The organism is Pseudomonas sp. B21-010 (genome assembly GCF_024749325.1).
Classification (GTDB): Bacteria; Pseudomonadota; Gammaproteobacteria; order Pseudomonadales; family Pseudomonadaceae; genus Aquipseudomonas; species Aquipseudomonas kilonensis.
Map to the genome: position 1 here is coordinate 602926 of NZ_CP087198.1, position 22695 is coordinate 625620.

At 62.1% G+C, this 22695-nt stretch carries 20 protein-coding genes; 18 read left to right on the top strand and 2 right to left on the bottom strand.

Features of this window, described 5'->3' with window-relative positions:
• Nucleotide 1 precedes the first annotated feature (1 nt).
• The 13 genes from waaC to LOY50_RS02675 all read left to right on the top strand — a co-directional run bounded on the left by waaC (nucleotide 2) and on the right by LOY50_RS02675 (nucleotide 14632).
• A complete protein-coding gene (waaC, locus tag LOY50_RS02615) occupies nucleotides 2-1060 on the top strand; it encodes a lipopolysaccharide heptosyltransferase I (RefSeq protein ID WP_258690250.1) in 1059 nt (352 codons plus the stop codon).
• Entirely contained in the window at nucleotides 1060-2184 is a 1125-nt protein-coding gene (locus LOY50_RS02620) for a glycosyltransferase family 4 protein (protein WP_253471193.1), read from the top strand. Before waaC ends, LOY50_RS02620 begins: the two co-directional genes overlap by 1 nt.
• A complete protein-coding gene (gene rfaP, locus LOY50_RS02625) occupies nucleotides 2181-2987 on the top strand; it encodes a lipopolysaccharide core heptose(I) kinase RfaP (protein WP_258690251.1) in 807 nt (268 codons plus the stop codon). The genes LOY50_RS02620 and rfaP overlap by 4 nt, the downstream gene beginning before the upstream one ends.
• Nucleotides 2987-3721: a lipopolysaccharide kinase InaA family protein gene (locus tag LOY50_RS02630; protein WP_214511492.1), complete on the top strand. Its 735-nt coding sequence runs from the start codon at nucleotides 2987-2989 to the stop codon at nucleotides 3719-3721. Before rfaP ends, LOY50_RS02630 begins: the two co-directional genes overlap by 1 nt.
• A complete protein-coding gene (locus tag LOY50_RS02635; protein WP_258690252.1) occupies nucleotides 3718-4470 on the top strand; it encodes a lipopolysaccharide kinase InaA family protein in 753 nt (250 codons plus the stop codon). The genes LOY50_RS02630 and LOY50_RS02635 overlap by 4 nt, the downstream gene beginning before the upstream one ends.
• A complete protein-coding gene (locus LOY50_RS02640) occupies nucleotides 4470-5930 on the top strand; it encodes a lipopolysaccharide kinase InaA family protein (protein WP_258690253.1) in 1461 nt (486 codons plus the stop codon). The genes LOY50_RS02635 and LOY50_RS02640 overlap by 1 nt, the downstream gene beginning before the upstream one ends.
• A 512-nt stretch (nucleotides 5931-6442) precedes the next feature.
• Nucleotides 6443-8200: a carbamoyltransferase gene (locus LOY50_RS02645; protein WP_003197115.1), complete on the top strand. Its 1758-nt coding sequence runs from the start codon at nucleotides 6443-6445 to the stop codon at nucleotides 8198-8200.
• Nucleotides 8184-9314, top strand: a complete 1131-nt coding sequence (locus LOY50_RS02650; protein ID WP_258690254.1) for a glycosyltransferase — start codon at nucleotides 8184-8186, stop codon at nucleotides 9312-9314. The genes LOY50_RS02645 and LOY50_RS02650 overlap by 17 nt, the downstream gene beginning before the upstream one ends.
• Nucleotides 9315-10211, top strand: coding sequence for an antimicrobial resistance protein Mig-14 (locus LOY50_RS02655; RefSeq protein ID WP_214511488.1), 897 nt, complete (start codon nucleotides 9315-9317; stop codon nucleotides 10209-10211).
• An 8-nt stretch (nucleotides 10212-10219) separates the two neighbouring features.
• The gene (locus tag LOY50_RS02660; protein WP_258691201.1) at nucleotides 10220-11620 is read left to right on the top strand and encodes a PIG-L deacetylase family protein; all 1401 of its coding nucleotides are present in this window, start codon (nucleotides 10220-10222) and stop codon (nucleotides 11618-11620) included.
• 84 nt (nucleotides 11621-11704) lie between these two features.
• Nucleotides 11705-12661 carry a glycosyltransferase gene (locus LOY50_RS02665; protein WP_214511487.1) on the top strand — a complete coding sequence of 319 codons (957 nt, stop codon included), beginning with the start codon at nucleotides 11705-11707 and terminating at the stop codon, nucleotides 12659-12661.
• A gap of 55 nt (nucleotides 12662-12716) precedes the next feature.
• Nucleotides 12717-13481: a glycosyltransferase family 2 protein gene (locus LOY50_RS02670; protein ID WP_253471202.1), complete on the top strand. Its 765-nt coding sequence runs from the start codon at nucleotides 12717-12719 to the stop codon at nucleotides 13479-13481.
• Between the two features lie 47 nt (nucleotides 13482-13528).
• On the top strand, nucleotides 13529-14632 hold the full coding sequence (locus LOY50_RS02675) for a glycosyltransferase (protein WP_253471204.1): 1104 nt from the start codon (nucleotides 13529-13531) through the stop codon (nucleotides 14630-14632).
• Here LOY50_RS02675 and LOY50_RS02680 read toward each other — a convergent pair.
• Nucleotides 14618-15223, bottom strand: coding sequence for a toluene tolerance protein (locus tag LOY50_RS02680; protein ID WP_253471206.1), 606 nt, complete (start codon nucleotides 15221-15223; stop codon nucleotides 14618-14620). The genes LOY50_RS02675 and LOY50_RS02680 overlap by 15 nt on opposite strands.
• Before the next feature lie 107 nt (nucleotides 15224-15330).
• Here LOY50_RS02680 and LOY50_RS02685 point away from each other — a divergent pair, with 107 nt between their 5' ends.
• The 5 genes from LOY50_RS02685 to hldE all read left to right on the top strand — a co-directional run bounded on the left by LOY50_RS02685 (nucleotide 15331) and on the right by hldE (nucleotide 21574).
• Complete coding sequence (locus tag LOY50_RS02685; protein WP_253471208.1) at nucleotides 15331-16503, top strand: O-antigen ligase; 1173 nt, start codon at nucleotides 15331-15333, stop codon at nucleotides 16501-16503.
• 15 nt (nucleotides 16504-16518) lie between these two features.
• A complete protein-coding gene (msbA, locus tag LOY50_RS02690) occupies nucleotides 16519-18324 on the top strand; it encodes a lipid A export permease/ATP-binding protein MsbA (RefSeq protein WP_253471210.1) in 1806 nt (601 codons plus the stop codon).
• Nucleotides 18325-18747: 423 nt separating this feature from the next.
• A complete protein-coding gene (locus LOY50_RS02695) occupies nucleotides 18748-19452 on the top strand; it encodes a sulfotransferase family 2 domain-containing protein (RefSeq protein WP_253471212.1) in 705 nt (234 codons plus the stop codon).
• The gene (cysC, locus tag LOY50_RS02700; RefSeq protein WP_253471213.1) at nucleotides 19445-20053 is read left to right on the top strand and encodes an adenylyl-sulfate kinase; all 609 of its coding nucleotides are present in this window, start codon (nucleotides 19445-19447) and stop codon (nucleotides 20051-20053) included. Before LOY50_RS02695 ends, cysC begins: the two co-directional genes overlap by 8 nt.
• 99 nt (nucleotides 20054-20152) lie before the next feature.
• Nucleotides 20153-21574, top strand: a complete 1422-nt coding sequence (gene hldE / locus LOY50_RS02705) for a bifunctional D-glycero-beta-D-manno-heptose-7-phosphate kinase/D-glycero-beta-D-manno-heptose 1-phosphate adenylyltransferase HldE (RefSeq protein WP_214511479.1) — start codon at nucleotides 20153-20155, stop codon at nucleotides 21572-21574.
• Between the two features lie 128 nt (nucleotides 21575-21702).
• On the opposite strand, the gene LOY50_RS02710 is transcribed toward hldE, so the two are convergent.
• Complete coding sequence (locus tag LOY50_RS02710) at nucleotides 21703-22668, bottom strand: metal ABC transporter ATPase (RefSeq protein ID WP_214511478.1); 966 nt, start codon at nucleotides 22666-22668, stop codon at nucleotides 21703-21705.
• Nucleotides 22669-22695 lie beyond the last annotated feature (27 nt).

Here is a 22695-nt window from a genome sequence, read left to right on the forward strand (position 1 = left end):
CTTGCGGGTATTGCTGATCAAGACCTCTTCGCTGGGGGATGTGGTCCACACCCTGCCGGCGCTGACCGACGCGGCGCGGGCGATTCCTGGCGTCAAGTTCGATTGGGTGGTGGAAGAAGGCTTCGCCGAAATCCCCACCTGGCACCCGGCCGTGGGCAAAGTCATTCCGGTAGCGATCCGTCGCTGGCGCAAGAACCTCTGGCAAACCATCAAGAGTGGCGAATGGCGACGCTTCAAGCAGAGCGTGCGCGCCGAAAAGTACGACCTGGTCATCGACGCCCAAGGCCTGCTGAAAAGCGCCTGGCTGACCCGCTACGTCAAGGCCCCGGTGGCCGGCCTGGATAAAAATTCGGCGCGAGAGCCCCTGGCGGCGCGCTTTTATTCCCGGCGCCTGGCGGTGGCTCGCGGTCAGCATGCGGTCGAGCGCGTACGACAGCTATTTGCCCTGGCGCTGGGTTATGACTTGCCGCAGACCCAGGGCAGCTATGGTCTCGACATCGACCGATTGGTGGAATTGCCACGCCCCTATCCCTATGTGGTGTTCCTGCACGGCACGACCTGGGAGTCCAAGCACTGGCCCGAACTCTACTGGCGCCAGCTCACCGAGCGCATGGGGCAGTTCGGCGTAGTGGTCAAATTGCCGTGGGGCAACCCGGCCGAGAAGGCCCGGGCCGAACGCATCGCCAGCGGGCTGCGCAACGCCTTGGTGCTGCCGAAGCTGAACCTCGGCGGGATGGGCAAGGTGCTTGCCGGTGCCCAGGCCTGTGTGGCCGTGGACACCGGTCTCGGTCATCTGGCCGCGGCCCTGGACGTACCGACCATTTCGCTGCTCGGCCCGACCAATCCGGTGCTGACCGGCGCCTACGGCAAGGGCCAGATTCACCTCGCCAGTGATTTCCCTTGCGCGCCGTGCATGCAGAAACACTGCACTTACCCGCCGACCGCCGAAGATGCCCGGCGGTTTGATCTGAAACGCGAGCAGCCCCTGTGCTTCACGCGTCTGAACCCCGAGCGTGTTGCCAGCCACCTGAGCACGTTATTGGCTGAGGAGCCGCGCTGATGCAATTGGCTTTTGTCCTTTATAAGTACTTCCCCTTCGGTGGCCTGCAGCGTGACTTCATGCGCATCGCCCTGGAGTGCCAGCGACGCGGTCACCAGATCCGCGTCTACACGCTGATCTGGGAGGGTGACGTGCCGCCCGGCTTCGAAGTGCTGGTAGCGCCGGTCAAGGCGCTGTTCAACCATCGCCGCAACGAGAAGCTCAGTGCCTGGATGGAGGCCGACCTGGCCAAGCGCCCGGTGGACCGTTTGATCGGCTTCAACAAAATGCCCGGCCTGGACGTGTACTACGCCGCCGACGGCTGCTTCGAAGACAAGGCGCAGAACCTGCGCAATTCGCTGTACCGGCGCTGGGGCCGCTACCGGCATTTCGCCGAGTACGAGCGGGCCGTGTTCGCCAAGGACGCCAAGACCGACGTGCTGATGATTTCCGAAGTCCAGCAGCCACTGTTCATCAAGCACTACGACACGCCGCTTGAGCGCTTTCACCTGCTGCCGCCGGGCATCGCCCAGGACCGCCGTCGGCCCGCCGACGCCGACGAGATCCGCGCGGCGTTCCGGGCCGAATTCGAACTGGCCGATGACGACCTGCTGCTGGTGCAGATCGGTTCCGGGTTCAAGACCAAGGGCGTGGATCGCAGCCTCAAGGCCCTGGCCGCGCTGCCCGCCGAATTGAAAAAACGCACCCGGCTGTTTGTAATCGGCCAGGACGACCCCAAGGTATTCCAACTGCAGAGCGCCGCACTGGGGCTCGGTGACAATGTGCGGTTCCTCAAGGGGCGCAGTGACATCCCGCGTTTCCTGCTGGGTGCCGACCTGTTGATCCATCCGGCGTACAACGAGAACACCGGCACCGTTCTGCTCGAGGCGCTGGTGGCCGGGTTGCCGGTGCTGGTCAGCGCGGTGTGTGGGTACGCCCATTACATCGCCGAGGCCGACAGTGGCCTGGTGTTGGACGAGCCGTTCGAGCAAGCACAGCTCACCGAGTACCTGGGTCGCATGTTGAACGATGCCGATGCCCGGGCGGCCTGGAGCCACAACGGTCTGGCCTTCGCCGAGACGGCCGACCTCTACAGCATGCCGCAGCACGCGGCCGATGTGATTTTGGCGGAGCACGCACAATGAAGTTGATGCTGGCCGAACCGTTCAAGAGCCTTTGGGCCGGGCGCGATGCGTTCGCCGAAGTCGAGGCGCTCAAGGGCGAGGTCTATCGCGAACTTGAAGCCCGGCGCACCTTGCGCACGGAGGTGGACGGTCGTGGTTTTTTCGTGAAGATCCACCGCGGCATCGGTTGGGGCGAGATCTTCAAGAACCTGTTCACCGCCAAGTTGCCGGTACTCGGCGCAGGGCAGGAATGGAAAGCGATCCAGCGTTTGCAGGAAGTCGGCGTGCCGACCATGACCGCTGTCGCGTACGGCGAGAAGGGTAGCAACCCGGCAGACCAGCACTCGTTCATCGTCACCCAAGAGCTGGCGCCGACCGTCAGCCTCGAAGACTTCAGCATCGACTGGGTCAAGCAGCCGTCGCAACCGGCACTCAAGCGTGCCCTGATCGCCGAAGTGGCGCGCATGACCGGCATGATGCACCGCGCCGGGGTCAACCATCGCGACTGCTACATCTGCCACTTCCTGCTGCACACCGACAAGCCGGTGACGCCTGCCGACTTCAAACTTTCGGTGATCGACCTGCACCGTGCCCAGACCCGCCCAGCCATCACCACTCGCTGGCGCAACAAGGACCTGGCGGCGCTGTATTTCTCGGCGCTGGACATCGGCCTGACCCGGCGCGACAAACTGCGTTTCCTCAAGGGCTATTTCCAGCAGCCACTGCGCCGGATCCTCGTCGAAGAAGCGTCGTTGCTGGCCTGGCTCGAAGGCAAGGCCAACAAGCTGTATGCCCGCAAGCAGCGATACGGGGACGCGCTCTGATGTCAGGCTGGAAACTGGAACCGGCCTACGCCGATCTGGCGCAGGATTTCGGCAGCCTCGAGGCAGTGTTCGCGTTGCAAGGGGAGCGTTTGACCCGTGATCCGTTGTCAGAGGTGATCCGGGTGCAGCGCAACGGCGTGAATTACTACGTCAAGCGCTACGTCGGAGCCGGCAAAGGCTTGCGGCGTTACCTGGGCAAGCCGCGGGTCAAGTCCGAATGGCAGAACCTCAAGCGCTTCGCCAAATGGGGCATTCCCACCGCCGAAGTCGTGGGCTGGGGCTTGGAACGAAGCGGTGCGACCTATGCCCGTGGCGCGATGATCACCCGCGAACTGCCGCAAACCGAAGACCTCTCGGCTCTGGCCGAGCGTCGCGATCCGAGGCTGGCCGACCGCGCCTGGGTCGAAGGCGTGAGCCGGCAACTGGCCGGTTACACACGGACCATGCACGAGCAGCGCTTCACCCATAATGATCTGAAATGGCGCAACCTGCTGGTCGATGACCAGGCGAAACTGTTCCTGATCGACTGCCCGAACGGCGACTTCTGGCGCGGTTTCTGGCTCAAGTACCGTATCACCAAGGATTTGGCATGCCTGGACAAAGTGGCCAAGTATCACTTGTCGGCCACGCAGCGCTTGCGGTTTTACCTGCAATACCGCCAGCGCGACCGGCTCGATGCGTGCGACAAGAAACGCATCCGTCACGTGGTGAGATTTTTCGAGGGGCGTGAATGACTGATTTTCTGGCCGCTGAAGACCGGGCGTTGTTGCAACGTCATGGCCTGGACAGCTTCGAGGCCTTGTGGGTACGGCAACTGGATGCGGTGGACGAACCCAATACCGCGGGTGACGGCTGGAGCAGTGTGTTCCGGCTGGACCTGGAGGGGCAGGGTTATTACCTCAAGCGCCAGAGCAATTACCTGACCCGGACCTTGTCCCACCCGTTTGGCGAGCCAAGTTTCTCCCGGGAGTTTCGCAACATCAGCCGTTATCGCCAGCTGGGCATTCCGGCCCTGCAAGCGGTGTTCTATGGTCAGCGCAAGGTGAACGGTGAGGTGCGGGCGATCCTGCTGACTCGTGCCCTGGACGGCTGGGATGACCTGGATTCACTGGTGCAGCGCTGGTCGAGCCTGACGGCGGCGCAGCGCACCACCATCCTCAATGCCTGTGGTTTGCTGGCGCGGCGCCTGCACGGCATGCATCAGGTGCACGGTTGCTTCTATCCAAAACACATCTTCCTGCAAGCCAGCGCCGACGGCTATCAGGCGCAATTGATCGACCTGGAAAAGACCCGGCCGCTATTGTTCGGCCTGCGTGATCGGGTCAAGGACCTGGAGCCTTTGCTGCGTCGCGCCTCTGTCTGGAGTGAGGCCGATGTGCGCCAGTTACTGTCCAGTTATCTGGACCAGCCGCTCGACAGTGGACTGGTCGACCGCTGGATGATCCGTCTGGACGCTCGGCGCAGCCACAAGGAAGCCCGTTGATGCATCTGTCCGAATTGAAAAATGCCGGCCGCAGCCCCAGCCTGCCCCTGAGCCTGGAACTGGCCGATGCCGCCGGCCCGGCTACGTTGCAACTGCTTTCGCTGTTGCGGGTGTTGCCGGGGCAACGTTACGTCGGCGCGGGCGTCTGGCGTGGCCGGCCGGTATTGGCCAAATTATTGGTGGGCAGCAAGGCCGCCCGGCATTTCCAGCGGGAACTGCAAGGCGTGCGCCTGCTGGCGGAGCAGGGGTTGACCACGCCGTTGTTGCTGGCCGATGGCCTGAAAGAGGGGGAAGGTGGTTGGCTGTTGTTCGAATTGCTCGAAGGCGCCGAGAGCCTGGGGGATGCCTGGAAACAGGTCGAACACCTGCCATTGCTGGCCGACGAACAGGCGGCGGTGCTGGCCGAAGCCCTGGGCGCTATCGCGCAATTGCACGGCAAAGGCCTGTGGCAGGAAGACCTGCACCTGGACAATCTGCTGCGTCACGACGGCAAGCTCTACTTGATCGACGGCGCCGGCATCCGCGCTGAAACTCCAGGCCAACCGTTGTCGCGGCAGAAAGTCCTGGAGAACCTGGGAGTGTTTTTCGCCCAGCTTCCCAAAGCCCTCCAGCCGTTCAATGAAGAGCTGTTGGTGCATTACCTGCTGGGCAACGCCGAACACGCGCTGCCCATGGAAGCGTTGCAAAAACAGATCGACAAGGTGCAAGCCTGGCGCCTGAAGGATTTCCTCGCGAAAGTCGGGCGCGAGTGCAGCCTGTTCAGCGTGCAACGCGGGGCGTTTGGCCTGCGGGCGATCCGCCGCGATGAAGAAGCGGCCATGACACCGGTGCTGGAGCAGGCCGATGCATTGCTCGACCAGGGCCACCTGTACAAGACCGGCGGCGCGGCCAGTGTCGGCAAAGTCGAGGTGAATGGTCGTACCTTGGTGATCAAGCGCTACAACATCAAGAACTTCGCCCATTGGCTCAAGCGCTTCTGGCGTCCGAGTCGCGCCTGGCATTCCTGGCGCGAAGGCCATCGCCTGGCCTTTCTCGGCATCGCCACGCCCAAGCCCCTGGCGCTGCTGGAAAAGCGTTTCCTGTGGCTGCGCCGCGGCGCTTACCTGGTCACCGAACACCTGGCGGGGCCGGACATCATCGAGCGCTTCGGCCCTTACGTGGAGAGCGGTGAAGCCCCCGAGACGGAATTGCTGGCGCTGGATCGTTTGTTCGCCGACCTCATCCGCGAGCGCATCAGCCATGGCGACTTCAAGGGCCACAACCTGTTCTGGCAGCACGACCGCTGGGCGCTGATCGACCTCGACTCCATGTGCCAACACCGCACCCACGCCAGCTTCGCCCCGGCCTACGCCCGGGATCGCGCGCGGTTCATGCGCAATTGGCCGCAGGACAGTGCGTTGTATCGGGTGATTGATCTGCGGGTGCCCAAGGGCGTCGATAGCGCGCCATCTGTCTTGTAACCGGTCACCGTGGCGAGGGAGCAAGCTCCCTCGCCACGGACCGTGTACACCCTTTAGACCGGACGTGAAACGCACCGCTGCTATCGCGAGCAAGCTCGCTCCCACAGGTTTTTGTATCGTCTGCAAACATTGTGAGCATCCGCAAAACCATGTGGGAGCGAGCTTGCTCGCGATAGCAGCGGTTCAGCCACAGGGATGCTGACCGCACTGCGGGGAGGAAGGTTTGGGGGGTATTTGCGCTCCAGAAAGCGAAAAGCCCCGATGAAACTCACCGAGGCTTAGACGCCGACCGGGATCTCCCAGTCCATTTGCGCGAAGCCTATGTTGGTGGCCATGGACTGTCAATGAACGCCCGAGCGGCAAAACCCACAAGCCCGCCACTCACCGCTAGAGGCTTAAGGCCGCTTTTAAGCTATAATCCCGCCCTTTAGCTGCCCCGTGCCCTGGGCGCGTGGCACATCAATTTTTCGAGGCGCTTGTCGCCCGTATGCAGACATAAGAGGCTAGACCCTGTGGCATTGACGATTCTTGGCCTGTCCGGCGCCCTTAGCCATGATCCTTCCGCTGCGCTGTACATTGACGGCAAGCTGATCGCGGCGGCCGAGGAAGAGCGCTTCGTACGCGATAAACATGCAAAGAACCGCATGCCCTACGAGTCGGCGAAGTTCTGCCTGGAGCAGGCCGGCATCAAGCCTTCCGACGTCGATGTAGTGGCGATCCCCTTCGCCCCGATCAGCCTGTTCGGCGAGGCGCGCTGGCACTACGCCAAGCGCTACTGGTACGCCCCGGACCGGGCCCTCGACGCGATCCTGATGGGCAACCGTCGCTACAAACGCTATCGCCGCAAGATCGTCTGGTGCCTGGAACAACTGGGCTTCGATCCGAAAAAGATCAAGATCGAGCCGGTCGAGCATCACCTGGCCCACGCCTCAAGCGCTTACCACTGCTCGGGCTTCCAGGAGAAAACCGCAATCCTGGGCATCGACGGCAAGGGCGAATACGCCACTACCTTCTTTGGCTACGGCGAAAACGGCAAGATCCACAAGATCAAGGAATTCTTCGACCCGGACTCCCTGGGCGGCCTGTACGGCGCGATCACCGAGTTCCTGGGCTTTGAAATGCTCGACGGTGAGTTCAAGGTCATGGGCATGGCGCCCTACGGCGATGCCACCAAGTACGATTTCTCGCGCCTGGCTTCTTTTGAAAACGGCGAGCTGGTGATCAACACCGACTACGCCAACGTGATCGGCCTGCGTCGCTATAAAGAGAAGGGCAAGGGCTTCTACTTCTCGCCGAAGCTGATCGAATGGCTCGGCCCGAAACGTGAAGGCGACATCGCCGACGAGCCGTACATTCACTACGCGGCGAGCATGCAAGCGCTGTTCGAGAAGCTCGCGCTGCAAATGATCGACCACTACCTGGGCGACGTGCTCAAGGAAACCGGCAAGCTGGCCTTCGCTGGTGGCTGCGCGTTGAACGTCAAGCTGAACCAGAAAATCATCGCCCGTGACGACGTCAAGGAGCTGTTCGTGCAACCGGCTTCCGGCGACGCCGGTACTGCCGTGGGTGCGGCGGCTTATGTGTCCCACGCTCGTGGCGTGCCAGTAGAGAAGATGGAACACGTCTACCTCGGCCCGGCCTACAGCAACGAAGATGTGATCGCCGCGTGCGCCCGTCATCCGAGCAAGCCTGCGTGGCGCAAGATCGACAACACCCCCGAGCGCATCGCCAAGATCATGGTCGACGGCAACCCGGTGGCCTGGTTCCAGGGGCGCATGGAGTTTGGTCCGCGTGCCTTGGGCGGTCGTTCGATCATCGGTTGCCCAAGCGCCAGCGGCGTGGCCGATCGCATCAACGAACAGATCAAGTTCCGCGAGCGCTGGAGGCCTTTCTGCCCGTCGATGCTCGACACCGTAGCGCCGCAGATGATCAAGGTCGACCACCCGGCGCCATTCATGACCTTCACCTTCGAAGTGGCCGAAGAATGGAAAACCCGCGTGCCGGAAGTCGTCCATGAAGACGGCACGTCCCGGGCCCAGGTACTCAAGCGCGAATACAATCCGCGCTACTACGACATGATGAAGGCCCTGGAAGTCCTGACCGGCAATGGCGTGTCGCTGAATACCTCGCTCAACCGTCGTGGCGAACCGATGATCTGCTCGCCGACCGACGCGCTGAACATGTTCTTCGGTTCCGACCTGCAGTACCTGATCATGGAAGATATCCTGGTGGTCAAAGACGGCGTGGACGCTTATGACACGCTCGGCTGAGCGACATGTGCTGCAGTTCTGCCACGGTTATGACGGGCCGTTCCTGGACTGCGCCCGTCAGTACGCCAGCCTGTTCACGGGCACTGGCTATCGCGTGACCACGGTGTTTCTCACCGGGGCGGCGGATGCACAAGTCGCCGCCGCTTGTGCCTCGGACGAGGTGCTGTTCATGGAGTACAGCTCCAGTGCCATTCGTGGCCTGAAGCTGGGCGCCATTGGCGATCTGCGCAAGATTGCCGCCTCACGCAATTTCAGTTTCTGCATTGCCCATCGCTTCAAGCCGATCTACATCGCCCTGCTCGGTACCCGCTTGCCGGTGATCGGCGTGCATCATGCCTTCGGTGACTACCAACGGCGTACCCGCCGGCTGTTCGCCCAGGTTTTTCGTAAACGCCTGAGCCTGCTCGGGGTTTCCGATGCGGTGCGTGACGACATGCGCCGCTGCCTGCCGAAGTGGCCGGCCACGCGGATCCAGACGCTCTACAACCGCATCGACCTCGATGCCACGCAGGCCAGCCTGGTCTCCCGCGAGGAGGCACGACAGACCCTGGGGCTGGATGCGCAGGCCTGGATTGTCGGCAATGTCGGTCGCCTGCACCCGGACAAGGACCAGGCCACGCTGCTGCGCGGCTTTGCTGCGGCGCTGAAGTATTTGCCGGCCAACAGTCAGCTGGCGATTCTTGGCAAGGGCCGCCTGGAGCAGGACCTCCGGGCATTGGCGCTGGAATTGGGCATCGCCGATCGCGTGCTGTTGCTCGGCCAGGTGCCCGAGGCGCGCCGTTATTTCCGCGCGTTCGATGTGTTTGCCCTGAGTTCCGACCATGAGCCGTTCGGCATGGTGCTGCTCGAAGCCATGGCCGCCGGTGTACCGTTGCTGGCCACGGCCTGCGGGGGGGCCAAGGAAGTGGTCGAAGGTGTGGGCATCCTGTTTCCGCTGGGCGACGCCGAGCACATGGCCCAGGGGCTGCAACACCTGGCGGCCATGGACGATCTGCAGCGTCGCCAATGCGCCGAGCTGATGCTCGACCGCTTGCGCGAGCGCTTCTCGGATCGCGCCGTACGCGAGGCATTCTGGCGTTTGCCCCAAGTCACCGAACTGGCGCCGAGGGCCTGAATGTTCAATCGATTCCAAGGCTGGCGTGAGCGCGGCTGGACAGCCGTAGACGCGTCGATTTATGCCCAGGCCTGGCAGCGTTTTGGCGGCAGTGTGGCGACCCATCCCCTGGTGGTCGAGCGCCTGGCGGCCCTGGCCGGGATTCCCGTGCGTTATCTGGCGTTCGAGCAGAACGGTGAACTCAAGGCGGCCATACCCACTTGGGGCCGCGACCTGGCGTTGTCCAAGGACGTGCTCAAGCGCAGCGGCAAGAAGGGCTTGTTCGACCTGGGCAATGCCGAACTGATCCTGCCGGCGGCGCCCGATGCACAAGCGCCGTTGCGTCATCGCGGGCGTTACCTGTCGGCCCTCAACGAGGGGCGCTTCAGTGGCTTGAAGTTGCAGCAGGAGCAACTGGCCATGGCTCGCACGCCGGAAGAACTGTCCAAGAAGTTTCGCTACAACCAGCGCCGTGAGCTGCGCTTGCTGGAAGAGGCGGGCGGGGTGGTACGGCCGGTCGGCGAGTTTTCCAGCGCCGAGCTGGCCTCGATCTACTGCGACCTGTTCCTGCGGCGCTGGGGCTTTGCGGCCACCGGTGCCGAGCGCATGGGCGAGGTGATCGAGTTGCTGCGCGAATGGCTGATCGGTTCGGTGATCTTCCTCAACGATGCGCCGATTGCCATCCAATTGGTGTATCGCGTCGAAGCGCCCGAATGGATCAGCGTCGAGTACATCAACGGTGGTGTCGACCCACAGACTCGCGAATTCAGCCCCGGCAGCGTGTTGAGCTTTCTCAACACCCAAAGCGCCTGGGAACATGCCCGTGCCGCCGGCAAGCCGTTGCGTTTTTCGTTCGGCCGAGCGGACCGGGAATACAAGGACCGTTGGTGCAACCCCGTGCCGGTGTTTACCGTATGAACCCACCGATCAGTCGCAAGCAACAGTTGCTCAAGCGCCACCGTCGCAACAAGCGCGTGGGACTGCTGCTCGCCCTCATCGCGCTGGTCTTGCTGGGGGTGGCGGTGGCCTGGTGGTTGCCCCTGGTGCTGGCGGTGCTGGGTTGGATCGCCCATGAGGCGTGGTTCGCCGATCATCTGTTCTATTCGCCCAGGGATGATTACCAGTACAGCTTCCCGCCGTTCACCCAGCAACCCAAGGTGCACCTCAATGCCGGGCGGCTGCGGCTGGACGAAGGCGTGATTCTGGACGATGGCGCGACGCTGATTCTCGCGTTGCGGGTCAAGAGCACCTGGCTGGGGCGCTTCATCGACCCGGTTGTCGAATTGTTGGGCGGCGAACGGGACCTGCAAACTTTCGAGCGCGGGGTCAACGGCCTGCGCTATCTCAATCTCAGCGAGCAGGGCCCGGCATTGTCCCGAGGCGAGCTGCGCCTGCGCGGGCGCCATTGCCGTTTGCTGGGCGAGCCGACGCTATGGTCCTTCACGCCGCCGCAAGTGCAGCACCAGCGGGTGATGGTCATCGCTCCCCATGCCGACGATGCGGAGCTGGCCGCCTACGGCTTGTACAGCCAGGCTGACGAAGCCTGGATCGTCACGCTGACCGCCGGTGAAATCGAAGCCGAACATTATCGACAGATGGGCTTGGATCGCGTTGAAGCGGCGCGGCTCAAGGGCCGTTTGCGCGCCTGGGACAGCATCGCCGTACCGCGTTGGGCCGGGGTGCCTGAAGCGCATTGTGTGCAGTTGGGTTACTTCTGCCTGCAACTGGCGGCCATGCAAGCGGCGCCGAGCCAGCCCCAAGGTTCTCGCGAGGCTGACCTGAGCGATACCCGGCTGTTCCGTCAGTTGAACCCGTTCCTGCTGCCTGGCGATGCCGACGGCGCGCCGACCTGGAACAACCTGTTGGCGGACCTGCGTGAACTGCTGCTCAAGGCGCGTCCCGAGGTCATTGTGTTGCCGCATCCGACCCTTGATCCGCACCCGGACCATCTCTGCGCCCATCATGCTGTCCTGCAAGCCCTCGAAGGCCTGGAGTGGCAGCCGAGCACGCTGTTGGGCTACGCCAATCATTTGCACGACAACGACCGTTGGCCCATGGGGAATACGGGCACGGGCATTGCGTTGCCGCCGTATTTCGATCCGGCCCTGCCAATGCATCCTGTCAGCCTGCCGCTGGCAGTGCCTGGACAGCGTGACAAGGCCATGGCGCTGGGCATGATGCACGATCTGCAACCGCGCGCGCCGTTCAAGCGTCGCCTGCGCCGTGGCCTCCAGCGCCTGCTGGCCGGGCGCGCCGGCTCGGCGTATGGCGAGAACGAATTTTTTCGCAAGGCTGTACGTCGCCATGAATTGTTCTGGCGGCTGTAAAGGCCCAAGGCGGGGCGTCTTTGCGCTGCGGCGCAAAAAGGCCCCCGGTTATTTATCAAGTCGTTCGGTGCCGCAAGGAAGACGATGAAAGTTCTATTTCTGGTGCAGAAAGAACAGCGGGCCATTCTGGACCGGCTCTACGAAGGCGTGGCCGCTCATTGCGAGTGCGACTTGCGCTGGCTCGACAGCAAGGAACAACGCAACCTGCGGGGATATTTCCGCCGCCATGTGGACGTCTCGCGTTATGACCGGATCGTATTTTTCCTGCGCTTCAAGCAGGAGATCCGCCAGGCCGGCTTCATCCGCACGATCCCCAACCTGGTGATCCTCGAGCACGATGCCTACCAGAATTACATTCCGTGCAAATACACCGGCAAGTTCAGTGCGCATTACCGTCGCCTGCCGTGGGTGCGGGTGATCAGTTCCGGCTTCATGGTGACCGAACGTCTGCGTGGCGAAGGTTTCGATGCGGTTTTCGTGCCCAAGGGCTACGATCAGTCGTTATTGCAGGATCAGGGCCGTGAGCGGGACATCGAGTTGGCCTTCGTTGGTAGCACCAACAGTGTTGCCTACAGCGGTCGCAAGGCGCTGCTGGATGAGCTGGGACGCGTTGAGCCGCTGGTCGTGACCCGGACCAAGTCCGGCGAAGAGTATTGCGAGACCCTCAACCGTATCCGCTTTTTCGTCAGTGCCGACGTGGGCATGGGCGAATTCATGATCAAGAATTTCGAGGCCATGGCCTGCGGTTGTGTGCTGCTGGCGTTCGATCAGGGCGTCGACGAGGCGCGTGCGTTGGGGTTGCAGGACATGCACAACGTGGTGTTGTACCGTGACATTGCGCAGCTCCAGGAAAAGCTTTCCCGGTTGCGCGCCGACCCCGAGCTGGCGCGCAGTGTGGCGCGCAACGGCCAGGAGCTGGCGCTGGAGCAGTTCAGTTTCGCGCGCATCGGGCAGAAGATTGTTGAAGCACTGGAGCCGCCCTTGCGGCCTCGGGCTCCGCTGAGTTTGCTGGAGACATTGCGCCTGAGGCTGGGCGTTTGACACGAACCGTTCAGTCATCCGATTCAGGGGTGGCGTTTGACTAGATGGTATTGCAGTGCAGTTTTCCGACGAGAGTGATATTACCCTTGTGGTAACCAGTTGCGGCCGGTGCGATCTGCTCAAGCGGACCCTGGAGAGCTTCGACCGCTTCAATACCGCGCCGATTCGTGAAGTCTTCATTACCGAAGATGCCGGTGACGAAGGTGTACATGCCGCCATCCCCGCTCACTGGAAGGACCGCACGAGGGTCTTCGTCAATCGGCCGAAGCTGGGGCAACTGGCCTCGATCGATCTGGCGTACGAGCATGTCAAGACGCCTTATGTCTTTCACTGCGAGGATGACTGGGAGTTCTATCGCCCGGCCTTCGTCGAGGATTCGCGCACGATCCTGGAGCTGCGGCCGGATATTCTCCAAGTGTGGTTGCGCAACTATGTCTACGACTTGTGCGTACATAGCCCCTACATTCACTTGGGCGAACGTGAAGTCGTTGGTGGCGTGCCCTGTTATCCATTGATTTCAGACAAGCCCGAATGGCAAAGCTTCTCGCTCAACCCAGGCCTGCGACGGTTGAAGGAGTATGGCCTCTGCGCACCCTTTGCCAGTTTCGGTGGCGAAAAGGCTCTGTCTATGCGCTATGCCCAGCTGAACTTGACGGCGGTTACGCTCGAAGGAGATGCTATTTTGCACACCGGATTCGGGGTTCATGTGGAAGTGCCCGTGGAGCGCCGGCGCAAGGAGCGCCGCAAGCGCCGCGAGCACGTCAAGTTGTCCTTGGTTTTCTTGCTCGGAGTCTGCATCGGCTGGCTTATCAGCTATTAATCCCGCCAAGCACGGATCCTGGTCCGCGATAAAAGGTTTGCTGCTCGATGAGCGTTATCAATGTCATGTGGGCGGGCGGTTCGCCGTTCGCTTCGGTACACAAGGTCCATAATCAGATCCTCTCGCGGATGGAGCCTGCGATGCCTGTCAAGACGTGGCTCTTGCAGGGGGCGGCGGCTGCCTGTCGGGTGGATGTCGGGGCGGCGCTTGAGTGGAATATGACCTCGGCCCAGCTCAAGGGACGACATGTCTGGCGCCTGCTCAAGCCCTTGATGCACAGCCGTTTCCGCCAGGAATTTCTCGACAGCGATGCTCGTGTGGTGTTGCTTGATGGCGTTGGTGTGGCGCGTACCTTGTTGCCGGTCCTCAAGGATCTGCCGCAAATCCGCGTGGTGGTGATTTTCCATGGTGCGACACGGCTCAATCCCGCGGGCCGTGAACTGTTGCGTGGCTTCCCTGCCTCACGCCTGACCCTGGCCGCGGTCTCCGAAACCCTCGCGATGTCGCTCCAGGACGAGTTGGGCATCCAGGTGACTGCGCTGCGTAGCGCGTTCGATCCGGCGGCCTTCCAGTCTGCACTGCTGTCTCGCGAAGAGGCGCGTGCCCGGCTGGGGTTGCCTGGCGCAGGGGGGCGGGTATTTGGCGCCGTAGGACGGCTGGTGGACAACAAGGGGTTCGCCAGTCTGCTGGAGGCGTTTGGCCGGGCGGCGGCCAACCATCCCGATTGGCGCCTGGTGATTGTCGGTGAAGGGCCTCGGCGCGAGACGCTGCAAGCGCGAATCGCCCAGCCGGATCTGGTCGACAAGGTCTTGCTGACAGGGCATCTGGAAGATGTCGCGACGCTCTACAGGGCGTTTGATTGGGTGCTGATCCCGTCCTTGGACGAGGGCCTTGGGCTGATCCTCCAGGAGGCTGTCCTGGCTGGTGTCCCGGTGCTTGCCAGCGAACTTGCGGTCTTTCGTGAGCAGTTGGGCGACACCGGCTGGTACGCGCCGCTCAATGACGAAGAGGGCTGGAGCGAGGCGATCAGGCGGGCGGCACAGACTCCGGCCAGCGCGGTCGCGGCGGTCCAGTATCAGGCGCTGGCACCTGACGAGGCCTGGTCGAGTTTCAGCCAGACCGCCCGGCAGTTGATCTCAGGCAGCCAATAGGGCACTTTCCAATGCCTGCATTGGAAAGCTCCCGTTCAGGTTCTCCCGGGCAATATAACGAGCGAAATGTTGCAAGTTTCGGCGCGCCAGGTAGCGTGGCAGCGGCGAGCGCAGGAAGCGCATGTCTGCCACATCAATCAGTCCCAGTTTGTTTTCCGGCGTGACGACGATGTTGCCCAGGTGCAGCGAGCGGAAATAAATACCGCTGGCGTGCAGGCTGCGGATCAACTCGACCAGCGCAGGAAGGGTATGCTGCCAGCTGAAATTTTCCTGATTCGATAATTGACGCAGGGTTTTTCCCGGGAGAGGCCGATACAGTACCGCGGTCATGCCGGGTTTTTGCAATTTGTAGAAGGCCAGCACTTCGAGGGTCGGTACACCGAGCTTCTGCAGGCGGGCTGCATTATTGATGAATCGCGTTGAATAGGGCCTTAGAAGGGCCGAAGAAAAAAAACGCTTGCGGCGAAACAGCTTGAGGATATTGCCATCCTGTAGCAGATAGACTTTTGGGCCGTAGCTGTCGGCCTCCAGAATGCTGGCGCCTTCAATCAATTGATTCAAAGCGGCTTGGGGAAGCCGTGAGGATTGCATCGTAGGGAAACCTTGTTGAAAGAACCGGTGCCGTGGCGGGCCATGATGCCCAAAAGTTTTTGTTTTCACCATGCCGGCTTGGTTGGTAGACCGTTTAGGAGCGATAGATGCAGGCGACACGTTGGGCGCAGGGCTGGATGGCCTTTGGCTTGTTATGGTTTTTGCTGGCGATAGCCCTGGCACCGACCAACAAAATCTATCAGCAAGGGTTGGTTGCATTCGTCTGGTTGCCGGTAATCGTCTTCGCCTGGCCCGCCCGCCATCGGCTGGTGGAGTTGTGGCGCGCCCAAAGGGTGATCTACACGGCATTGCTGGCGTTGATGCTCTGGGCGTTGGTCACATTGTTGTGGGCCGAGGTGGCAGAGCCTGTCCGTGAAGCCAAGCGACTGCTCTACATCCTGGCGTTCCTGGTGTTTTTTCCGATTTTTGCCAACGGCCAGCCCGAGCGTGTGATTCGTATCATGCAATGGGGTGGCCTGGGGCTCGCGCTGACGGCCTTGATGGCCATCGTCCATTTCTACGGGTACACGAACCATCGCTGGGATGCTCGCCTGGAAGGGCTGGGGGAATTGTCCCATCCGATCCTCGGCGGCTACGTGATCGGATTGGCGGCTATCTGGTTGCTGCACTGGGTGCCACGTCATATCGGGCTGCAAGTGCTTTGGGCGGTAGCCCTGGGCGTGTTGGCCGTCTTCGTGGTCGCGAGCCAGAGCCGCGGCGCTGCACTGGCCTTGCTGCTTAGCGTACTGGCCATGCCAATTTACTGTCGGGACCAGCGTGCCCGGATTATCGCCGCTACGGCCCTGGTGCTGGCGATGCTGACCTTCTGGCTGCTCGAGCCATTGGTCATGGCGCGCGGTGCTTCCTATCGCCCCGAGATTTTCATGTCGAGCCTGCACATGATTGCCGAGCGCCCGTGGGGCGGTCTTGGCTTGGCGGCCGACTACCGGATTACCAGTCACGGCATCAAGTTTGATCATGCCCACAATCTGTTCAGCCACGTCACCATCCAACTCGGGCTGCCAGGGTTGTTGTTGTGGTGCATCGTCTGGTTCACCGTGTTGCGCGAAGCCTGGCGCGCCCGGGAAAGCCTGTTGGGGCGGGGTGTGCTTGGTATGTGGGTGTTTTCGTTCCTGGCGATGCAGTTCGACGCTGCGAGCCTGACCGGAACCCCCCGCGCCGAATGGTTCATTACCTGGTTGCCGATTGGCCTGGCCGGCGTTTTGACCTGGGCGCGGGCCAATTCCGGTGGCTGTGATAAAATTCCGCGTTCTTCCTAACCAGTGAGCCCGACGATGAGTGACGCACCGCCCAAAGCGGAACAGGATTCCAGCCTGAAGATCTATTTTCGGTTGCTGGGATACGTCAAACCCTACGCGGGCATTTTCCTGCTGAGTATCGTGGGTTTCGTGATATTTGCTTCGACCCAGCCCATGTTGGCCGGGATTCTCAAATATTTCGTCGACGGCTTGAGCAACCCCGATGCGGTGCTCTTTCCCAACGTGCCGTATCTCAAGGACTTGAAACTGCTGATGGCAGTGCCGCTGCTGATCGTCCTGATCGCGGCCTGGCAGGGCCTGGGGTCGTTCCTGGGCAACTATTACCTGGCCAAGGTTTCCCTGGGGCTGGTGCACGACCTGCGGGTCGAGTTGTTCAAGAAATTGCTGGTGCTGCCCAATCGCTATTTCGACACCCACAATTCCGGGCACCTGATCTCCCGGATCACCTTCAACGTGACCATGGTCACCGGTGCCGCGACCGATGCCATCAAGGTGGTGATCCGCGAAGGTCTCTCCGTGGTCTTCCTCTTTGCCTACCTTGTATGGATGAACTGGAAGCTGACCCTGGTGATGTTGGCGATCCTGCCGCTGATCGCGGTCATGGTCAGCAGCACCAGCAAGAAATTCCGCAAGCAGAGCAAAAAGATCCAGGTGGCCATGGGCGACGTGACCCACGTTGCTTCCGAGACCATCCAGGGTTACCGCGTGGTGCGCAGCTTCGGCGGCGAGGCCTACGAAGAGCAGCGCTTTACCAACGCCAGCCAGGGCAATACCGACAAGCAATTGCGCATGACTCGCACCGGCGCGGTCTATACGCCAATGCTGCAACTGGTGATCTACACCGCCATGGCGGCCCTGATGTTCCTGGTGCTGTTCCTGCGTGGCGACGCGACGGCGGGTGACCTGGTGGCCTACATCACGGCCGCGGGTTTGCTGCCCAAGCCGATTCGGCAGCTCTCGGAAGTCAGCTCCACCATCCAGAAAGGCGTGGCCGGTGCCGAGAGCATCTTCGAGCAACTGGATGTCGAGCCGGAGGTCGACAGGGGTACGGTCGAGCAGGAGCGGGTCAGCGGTCGTCTCGATGTGCGCAACCTGAGCTTTACCTACCCCGGCGCTGATCGCGAGGTGCTCAAGGACATCAGCTTCACCGCGGCACCCGGGCAGATGATTGCACTGGTGGGCCGTTCGGGCAGCGGCAAGTCGACCCTGGCGAGCCTTATTCCGCGCTTCTATCACCATGAGCTCGGCCAGATCCTGCTCGACGACGTGGAAATCGAAGACTACCGCCTGCGCAACCTGCGTCGTCATGTCGCCCAGGTGACCCAGCATGTCACGCTGTTCAATGACACGGTGGCCAACAATATCGCCTACGGCGACCTGGCCGGTGCGCCACGGGCGGATATTGAAAAGGCGGCCCGGGATGCCTATGCCATGGACTTCATTGAGCAGTTGCCCAATGGCCTGGACACCGAGGTGGGTGAAAACGGCGTGCTGCTGTCCGGCGGCCAGCGCCAGCGCCTGGCCATTGCAAGGGCGTTGTTGAAGAACGCGCCGCTGCTGATCCTCGACGAGGCCACTTCGGCGCTGGACACCGAGTCCGAACGGCATATCCAGGCCGCGCTGGACCAGGTCATGAAAGGCCGTACGACCCTGGTCATCGCGCATCGTCTGTCAACCATCGAAAAAGCCGACATGATCCTGGTAATGGACCAGGGCCGTATCGTCGAACGGGGTACCCATGGCGAGCTCCTGGCGCAGAATGGCTACTACTCGCGTCTTCATGCCATGGGACTGGACGCCCCTGCCCAGAATATCGCCTGAGTTCGGATCCCTGGCTGGGATAGCGGCTTCGATCAACTGTGGGGGCGAGCTTGCTCCGGGCGGCGTTCCGACGATAGCGGCGTGCCTGGGCCGGTGATCTTGAATGTGCCGGTGCCATCGCGAGCAAGCTCGCTCCCACAGGTCCGGCGTCGGACACAGATGTTGTGCGCGCCTCAGTGCCAATGTGGGAGCGAGCTTGCTCCGGGCGGCGTTCCGACGATAGCGGTGTGTCTGGGGCGGTGATGTTGAATGTGCCATGCCATCGCGAGCAGGCTTGCTCCCACAGGTTTGTATCGGAATCCTTACCTGCCTTGACCAACCCACAATAAATCTGCGACCCGTGACTGCTAAGGTCTGGCCACAGGATTTTCCTGGACCAACTTCAGTCATCGAGGGGGCCATCCCTCTCGCGCGTGGACGTGCATGCTGCAACGCTATCTGTGGAAGTTACTGCCCAAATCGCAGCGCTCCTTTCTGTTGGGGCGCCTGTCGGTTGTCGATCGGCAGGTCGTGAACAAATCGATGTCGGCCAATTGCCGTTTCCCCGAAGCTTTCGCCCAGCGCGGCTGCCTGTTCATCCATGTGCCCAAATGCGCCGGTAGCAGTATTTGCGTGGGGCTTTTCGATGGCTACACCCCGGGCCACCTGCCGTTGTATTGGTACGAAGAGCAGTTCGCGCAGCAGTACGCCGCCAGTTTCAAGTTTGCCTTTGTTCGTGATCCGCTGGAACGTGCATATTCGGCCTATGCTTTCCTGCGGGGCAACACGTTGGGGCCGCGCGATCATGCGGCTCAGAAACTGGTCGGCCAATACCGCGACTTCGATGATTTCGTCGCGCGCTGGCTGCACCCGGAGAACATCACCCGGCAATTGCATTTCGCTGCCCAGACAGATTTCCTCACCGATTCCCTCGGCCACCTGGCGATGGACTTCATCGGTTATCAGGAATACCTGGGCAGGGACTATCAGCGGGTGTGCGAGCATCTGGGACTGGCTGCGACGTTGCCCCATGTGAACCGCACCCGGCAGCGCGCTGCGGTGCCGGTAAGGGAAATTTGCTCGGTACGGACCCGTCGGCTGGTACGGCGGGTGTACCAACGTGACTACGAGATGCTTGGTTATGAATGAAACGTCAAAGGTATCGATGCAACAGGTGCAGATTCGTCCTTTTGCCCAGGCGCTCACGCCCGAGGATCGGGCCGCCATCAAAGCCCAGCGCCCCCGCTGCATCTGGCTGACAGGGCTGTCGGGGGCGGGCAAGTCGACGCTGGCCAATGCCCTGGAAGTGCAGCTCAACCAGATGGGCCTGCACACGGCCCTGCTCGATGGCGACAACCTGCGCCAGGGGTTGTGCCGGGGCCTGGGCATGGATGCCGAGGCCCGCAAGGAAAATATCCGCCGCATTGCCGAGGTGGCGCGCTTGATGGTCGATGCCGGCCTGATCGTCATCGTTGCGGCCATCTCACCGTTTCGCGCTGACCGGGAAGCGGCCCGACATCTGTTCCCCGAGGGCACCTTCGTGGAGGTTTATGTGAGTACCCCTTTTGACGTCTGTGCCCAGCGTGATCCAAAGGGGTTGTACCGCGAGGCCCGTGCCGGGCGGATCAAGAACTTCACCGGGCTCGACAGTCCCTACGAGGCGCCGCTTGCGCCGGACTGTGAGATCAACACCAGCGAGGTGGAGCTGGCCCAGGCTTGTGCGCGACTATCGGCGTTGCTGCAAATCTGATCGAGTCCCCATCCTGGCTTCGCGTTGCTGCCATGGACAAGCCTTCGCCAACCCTGTGCTAATATCGCGGCCCTGTTCATTTTGTATGTGGGATGCTCCATGAAGTTGTCCATGCCGCGATTCGATCAAGCCCCTGTATTGGTGGTCGGCGATGTCATGCTCGACCGCTATTGGCATGGCGGTACCTCACGGATTTCCCCTGAGGCGCCGGTACCGGTGGTCAAGGTCGAGCACATCGAGGATCGCCCCGGTGGTGCCGCCAACGTTGCCCTGAACATCGCCGCCCTCGGCGCGCCGGCTTCCCTGGTGGGCGTGACCGGCGACGACGAGGCTGCCGACAGCCTGACCAACAGCCTCAAGGGCGCGGGCGTACGTGCGATATTCCAACGCATTGCGCACCAGCCGACCATCGTCAAGCTGCGGGTCATGAGCCGTCACCAACAACTGCTGCGCATCGACTTCGAAGAACCTTTCGCCACCGATCCGCTGGCCCTCGGTGCCGAGGTCGACAACCTGCTCGAAGGCATCAAGGTCCTGGTGTTGTCGGACTACGGCAAAGGCGCGTTGAAAAACCACCAGGCGCTGATCCAGGCCGCGCGTGCCCGTGGCATTCCGGTCCTGGCCGATCCCAAGGGCAAGGATTTTTCCATTTACCGTGGCGCCAGCCTGATCACGCCGAACCTCAGCGAATTCGAAACCATCGTCGGCGGTTGCGTCGATGAACACGAACTGGTGAGCAAAGGCGCGCAGCTGATGCAAGACCTCGACCTTGGCGCCTTGCTGGTGACCCGTGGCGAGCATGGCATGACCCTGCTGCGCCCCGATCACCCGGCGTTGCACCTGCCGGCCCGTGCCCGGGAAGTGTTCGACGTGACGGGTGCCGGCGACACCGTGATTTCCACCCTGGCCGCGGCGATCGCTGCCGGCGAGGAATTGCCCCATGCGGTCGCCCTGGCGAACCTGGCGGCAGGCATTGTCGTCGGCAAGCTTGGCACGGCGGCCATCAGCGCCCCCGAGCTGCGCCGCGCCATCCAGCGCGAGGAAGGCTCCGAGCGCGGCGTTCTGGGCCTGGAGCAACTACTGCTGGCCGTTGACGACGCCCGTGCCCACAACGAACGAATCGTCTTCACCAACGGCTGCTTCGACATTCTGCACGCGGGCCATGTGACCTACCTCGAGCAGGCCAGGGCGCAAGGTGACCGCCTGATCGTCGCGGTCAATGACGATGCGTCCGTGAGCCGTCTCAAAGGGCCAGGTCGTCCGATCAACAGCGTCGACCGGCGCATGGCGGTCCTGGCCGGCCTGGGTGCGGTGGACTGGGTGATCAGCTTCAGCGAGGGTACGCCGGAAAACCTGCTGCGCCAGGTCAAGCCGGATGTGCTGGTCAAGGGCGGGGACTACGGGATCGACCAGGTCGTGGGTGCGGACATCGTCACCGCCTACGGCGGCACCGTGAAGGTGTTGGGGCTGGTGGAAAACAGCTCGACGACGGCGATTGTGGAAAAAATTCGCAACAACTGATGTTGTGGGAGCGAGCTTGCTCGCGATGGCGTTGGATCAGTCAGTATTCATTTGACTGATACACTGCCATCGCGAGCAAGCTCGCTCCCACAGGGGGCTGTTGTCCAGCTAGAAAAGGGGCATCAGTCCTAACGAGCCGCCTTGCGCGGCACGATCTTCTTGAGCAATTGCCGGGCCTTGCCCTTGAGTCGGGTCAGGCCTGACTCCTTGCCCGGTGGCGTCAGCCCTTGTTGGCGCAGCCAGTCCTTCCAGCGAATCCGCTCGTCTCGCACCAGCCAGCCGTCCTGCTTGGCAAAGCTCTCCGCCAGGTACAGCCCACGGGTGCTGGCCGGGTACAGCTGGTCCTTTTTCAAGGTATACAGCTCGGGCATGGGTTGGCCGTCCTGTAGCGGCATCAGGTACAGGTCCGGCCGCTTGCGGTCCAGGCGCGCGACCAACTGGTCGCCTTCCAGACGCTCATCGACGTGAAACAGGCTCAGGGACTTGGCTTCCTTGGGCACATCCAAACGCAAGTCATAGATCAGTTGCAGCGATGCCGTCGGCAGGTGCACGTAGGCCCGTGGTCGCTCGATCAGTTGCAGGTTGGCGCTGCGCACCGGGCGGGCCGAGCCCGACAGGGGAGTCAGCCGAAACGGCAAGGCTTCGCGGTAATGCAGGGCGGTGGCGTAGGGGGCCGGCAGCCAGGTGTCGTTGAAACGCCCGCCAAGCCAGCCTTCCGGGGTTTCCAGCAGGCATTCTTCGGCAATTTCGCTGATGGCGGTAAGCAGTGGCAGGTTCAACTCGTGGGCCGGGACGTAGCCGGAAATCAGCTTGAGCACCACATCGCCGCGATCCTGCCGGCGCTGGCGCACCAGTACCCAATAGTCGCGGTTCTGCCAATGCAGGGTCAGGCGCACAGAAACGCCCAGGTTTGCCAACTCCAGGGAAAAGCGCTCGGCATCGGCCACGGCTACCGGGCGGCGGCGCTGCAAGGTCTGGGCGAAATTCAGCGGCATCCCGACGCTCTGGTAAGTCAGGCCTTCGGGTGTCGCTTCGACGAACAGGGGCAGGGTCTTGAAGTTGCTGGGATTCTTTCTGATGAGCGTACGCGGCATGTCGGCTCCTTCCTTAAGGCCGCGTAG

Excerpts from the sequence above, each read along its gene's own strand:
- LOY50_RS02620 (WP_253471193.1), top strand. The coding sequence starts at position 1,060 with ATGCAATTGGCTTTTGTCCTTTATAAGTACTTCCCCTTCGGTGGCCTG.
- rfaP (WP_258690251.1), top strand. The coding sequence starts at position 2,181 with ATGAAGTTGATGCTGGCCGAACCGTTCAAGAGCCTTTGGGCCGGGCGC.
- LOY50_RS02630 (WP_214511492.1), top strand. The coding sequence starts at position 2,987 with ATGTCAGGCTGGAAACTGGAACCGGCCTACGCCGATCTGGCGCAGGAT.
- LOY50_RS02635 (WP_258690252.1), top strand. The coding sequence starts at position 3,718 with ATGACTGATTTTCTGGCCGCTGAAGACCGGGCGTTGTTGCAACGTCAT.
- LOY50_RS02640 (WP_258690253.1), top strand. The coding sequence starts at position 4,470 with ATGCATCTGTCCGAATTGAAAAATGCCGGCCGCAGCCCCAGCCTGCCC.
- LOY50_RS02650 (WP_258690254.1), top strand. The coding sequence starts at position 8,184 with ATGACACGCTCGGCTGAGCGACATGTGCTGCAGTTCTGCCACGGTTAT.
- LOY50_RS02655 (WP_214511488.1), top strand. The coding sequence starts at position 9,315 with ATGTTCAATCGATTCCAAGGCTGGCGTGAGCGCGGCTGGACAGCCGTA.
- LOY50_RS02665 (WP_214511487.1), top strand. The coding sequence starts at position 11,705 with ATGAAAGTTCTATTTCTGGTGCAGAAAGAACAGCGGGCCATTCTGGAC.
- LOY50_RS02675 (WP_253471204.1), top strand. The coding sequence starts at position 13,529 with ATGAGCGTTATCAATGTCATGTGGGCGGGCGGTTCGCCGTTCGCTTCG.
- LOY50_RS02680 (WP_253471206.1), bottom strand. The coding sequence starts at position 15,223 with ATGCAATCCTCACGGCTTCCCCAAGCCGCTTTGAATCAATTGATTGAA.
- LOY50_RS02685 (WP_253471208.1), top strand. The coding sequence starts at position 15,331 with ATGCAGGCGACACGTTGGGCGCAGGGCTGGATGGCCTTTGGCTTGTTA.
- msbA (WP_253471210.1), top strand. The coding sequence starts at position 16,519 with ATGAGTGACGCACCGCCCAAAGCGGAACAGGATTCCAGCCTGAAGATC.
- LOY50_RS02695 (WP_253471212.1), top strand. The coding sequence starts at position 18,748 with ATGCTGCAACGCTATCTGTGGAAGTTACTGCCCAAATCGCAGCGCTCC.
- cysC (WP_253471213.1), top strand. The coding sequence starts at position 19,445 with ATGAATGAAACGTCAAAGGTATCGATGCAACAGGTGCAGATTCGTCCT.
- hldE (WP_214511479.1), top strand. The coding sequence starts at position 20,153 with ATGAAGTTGTCCATGCCGCGATTCGATCAAGCCCCTGTATTGGTGGTC.
- LOY50_RS02710 (WP_214511478.1), bottom strand. The coding sequence starts at position 22,668 with ATGCCGCGTACGCTCATCAGAAAGAATCCCAGCAACTTCAAGACCCTG.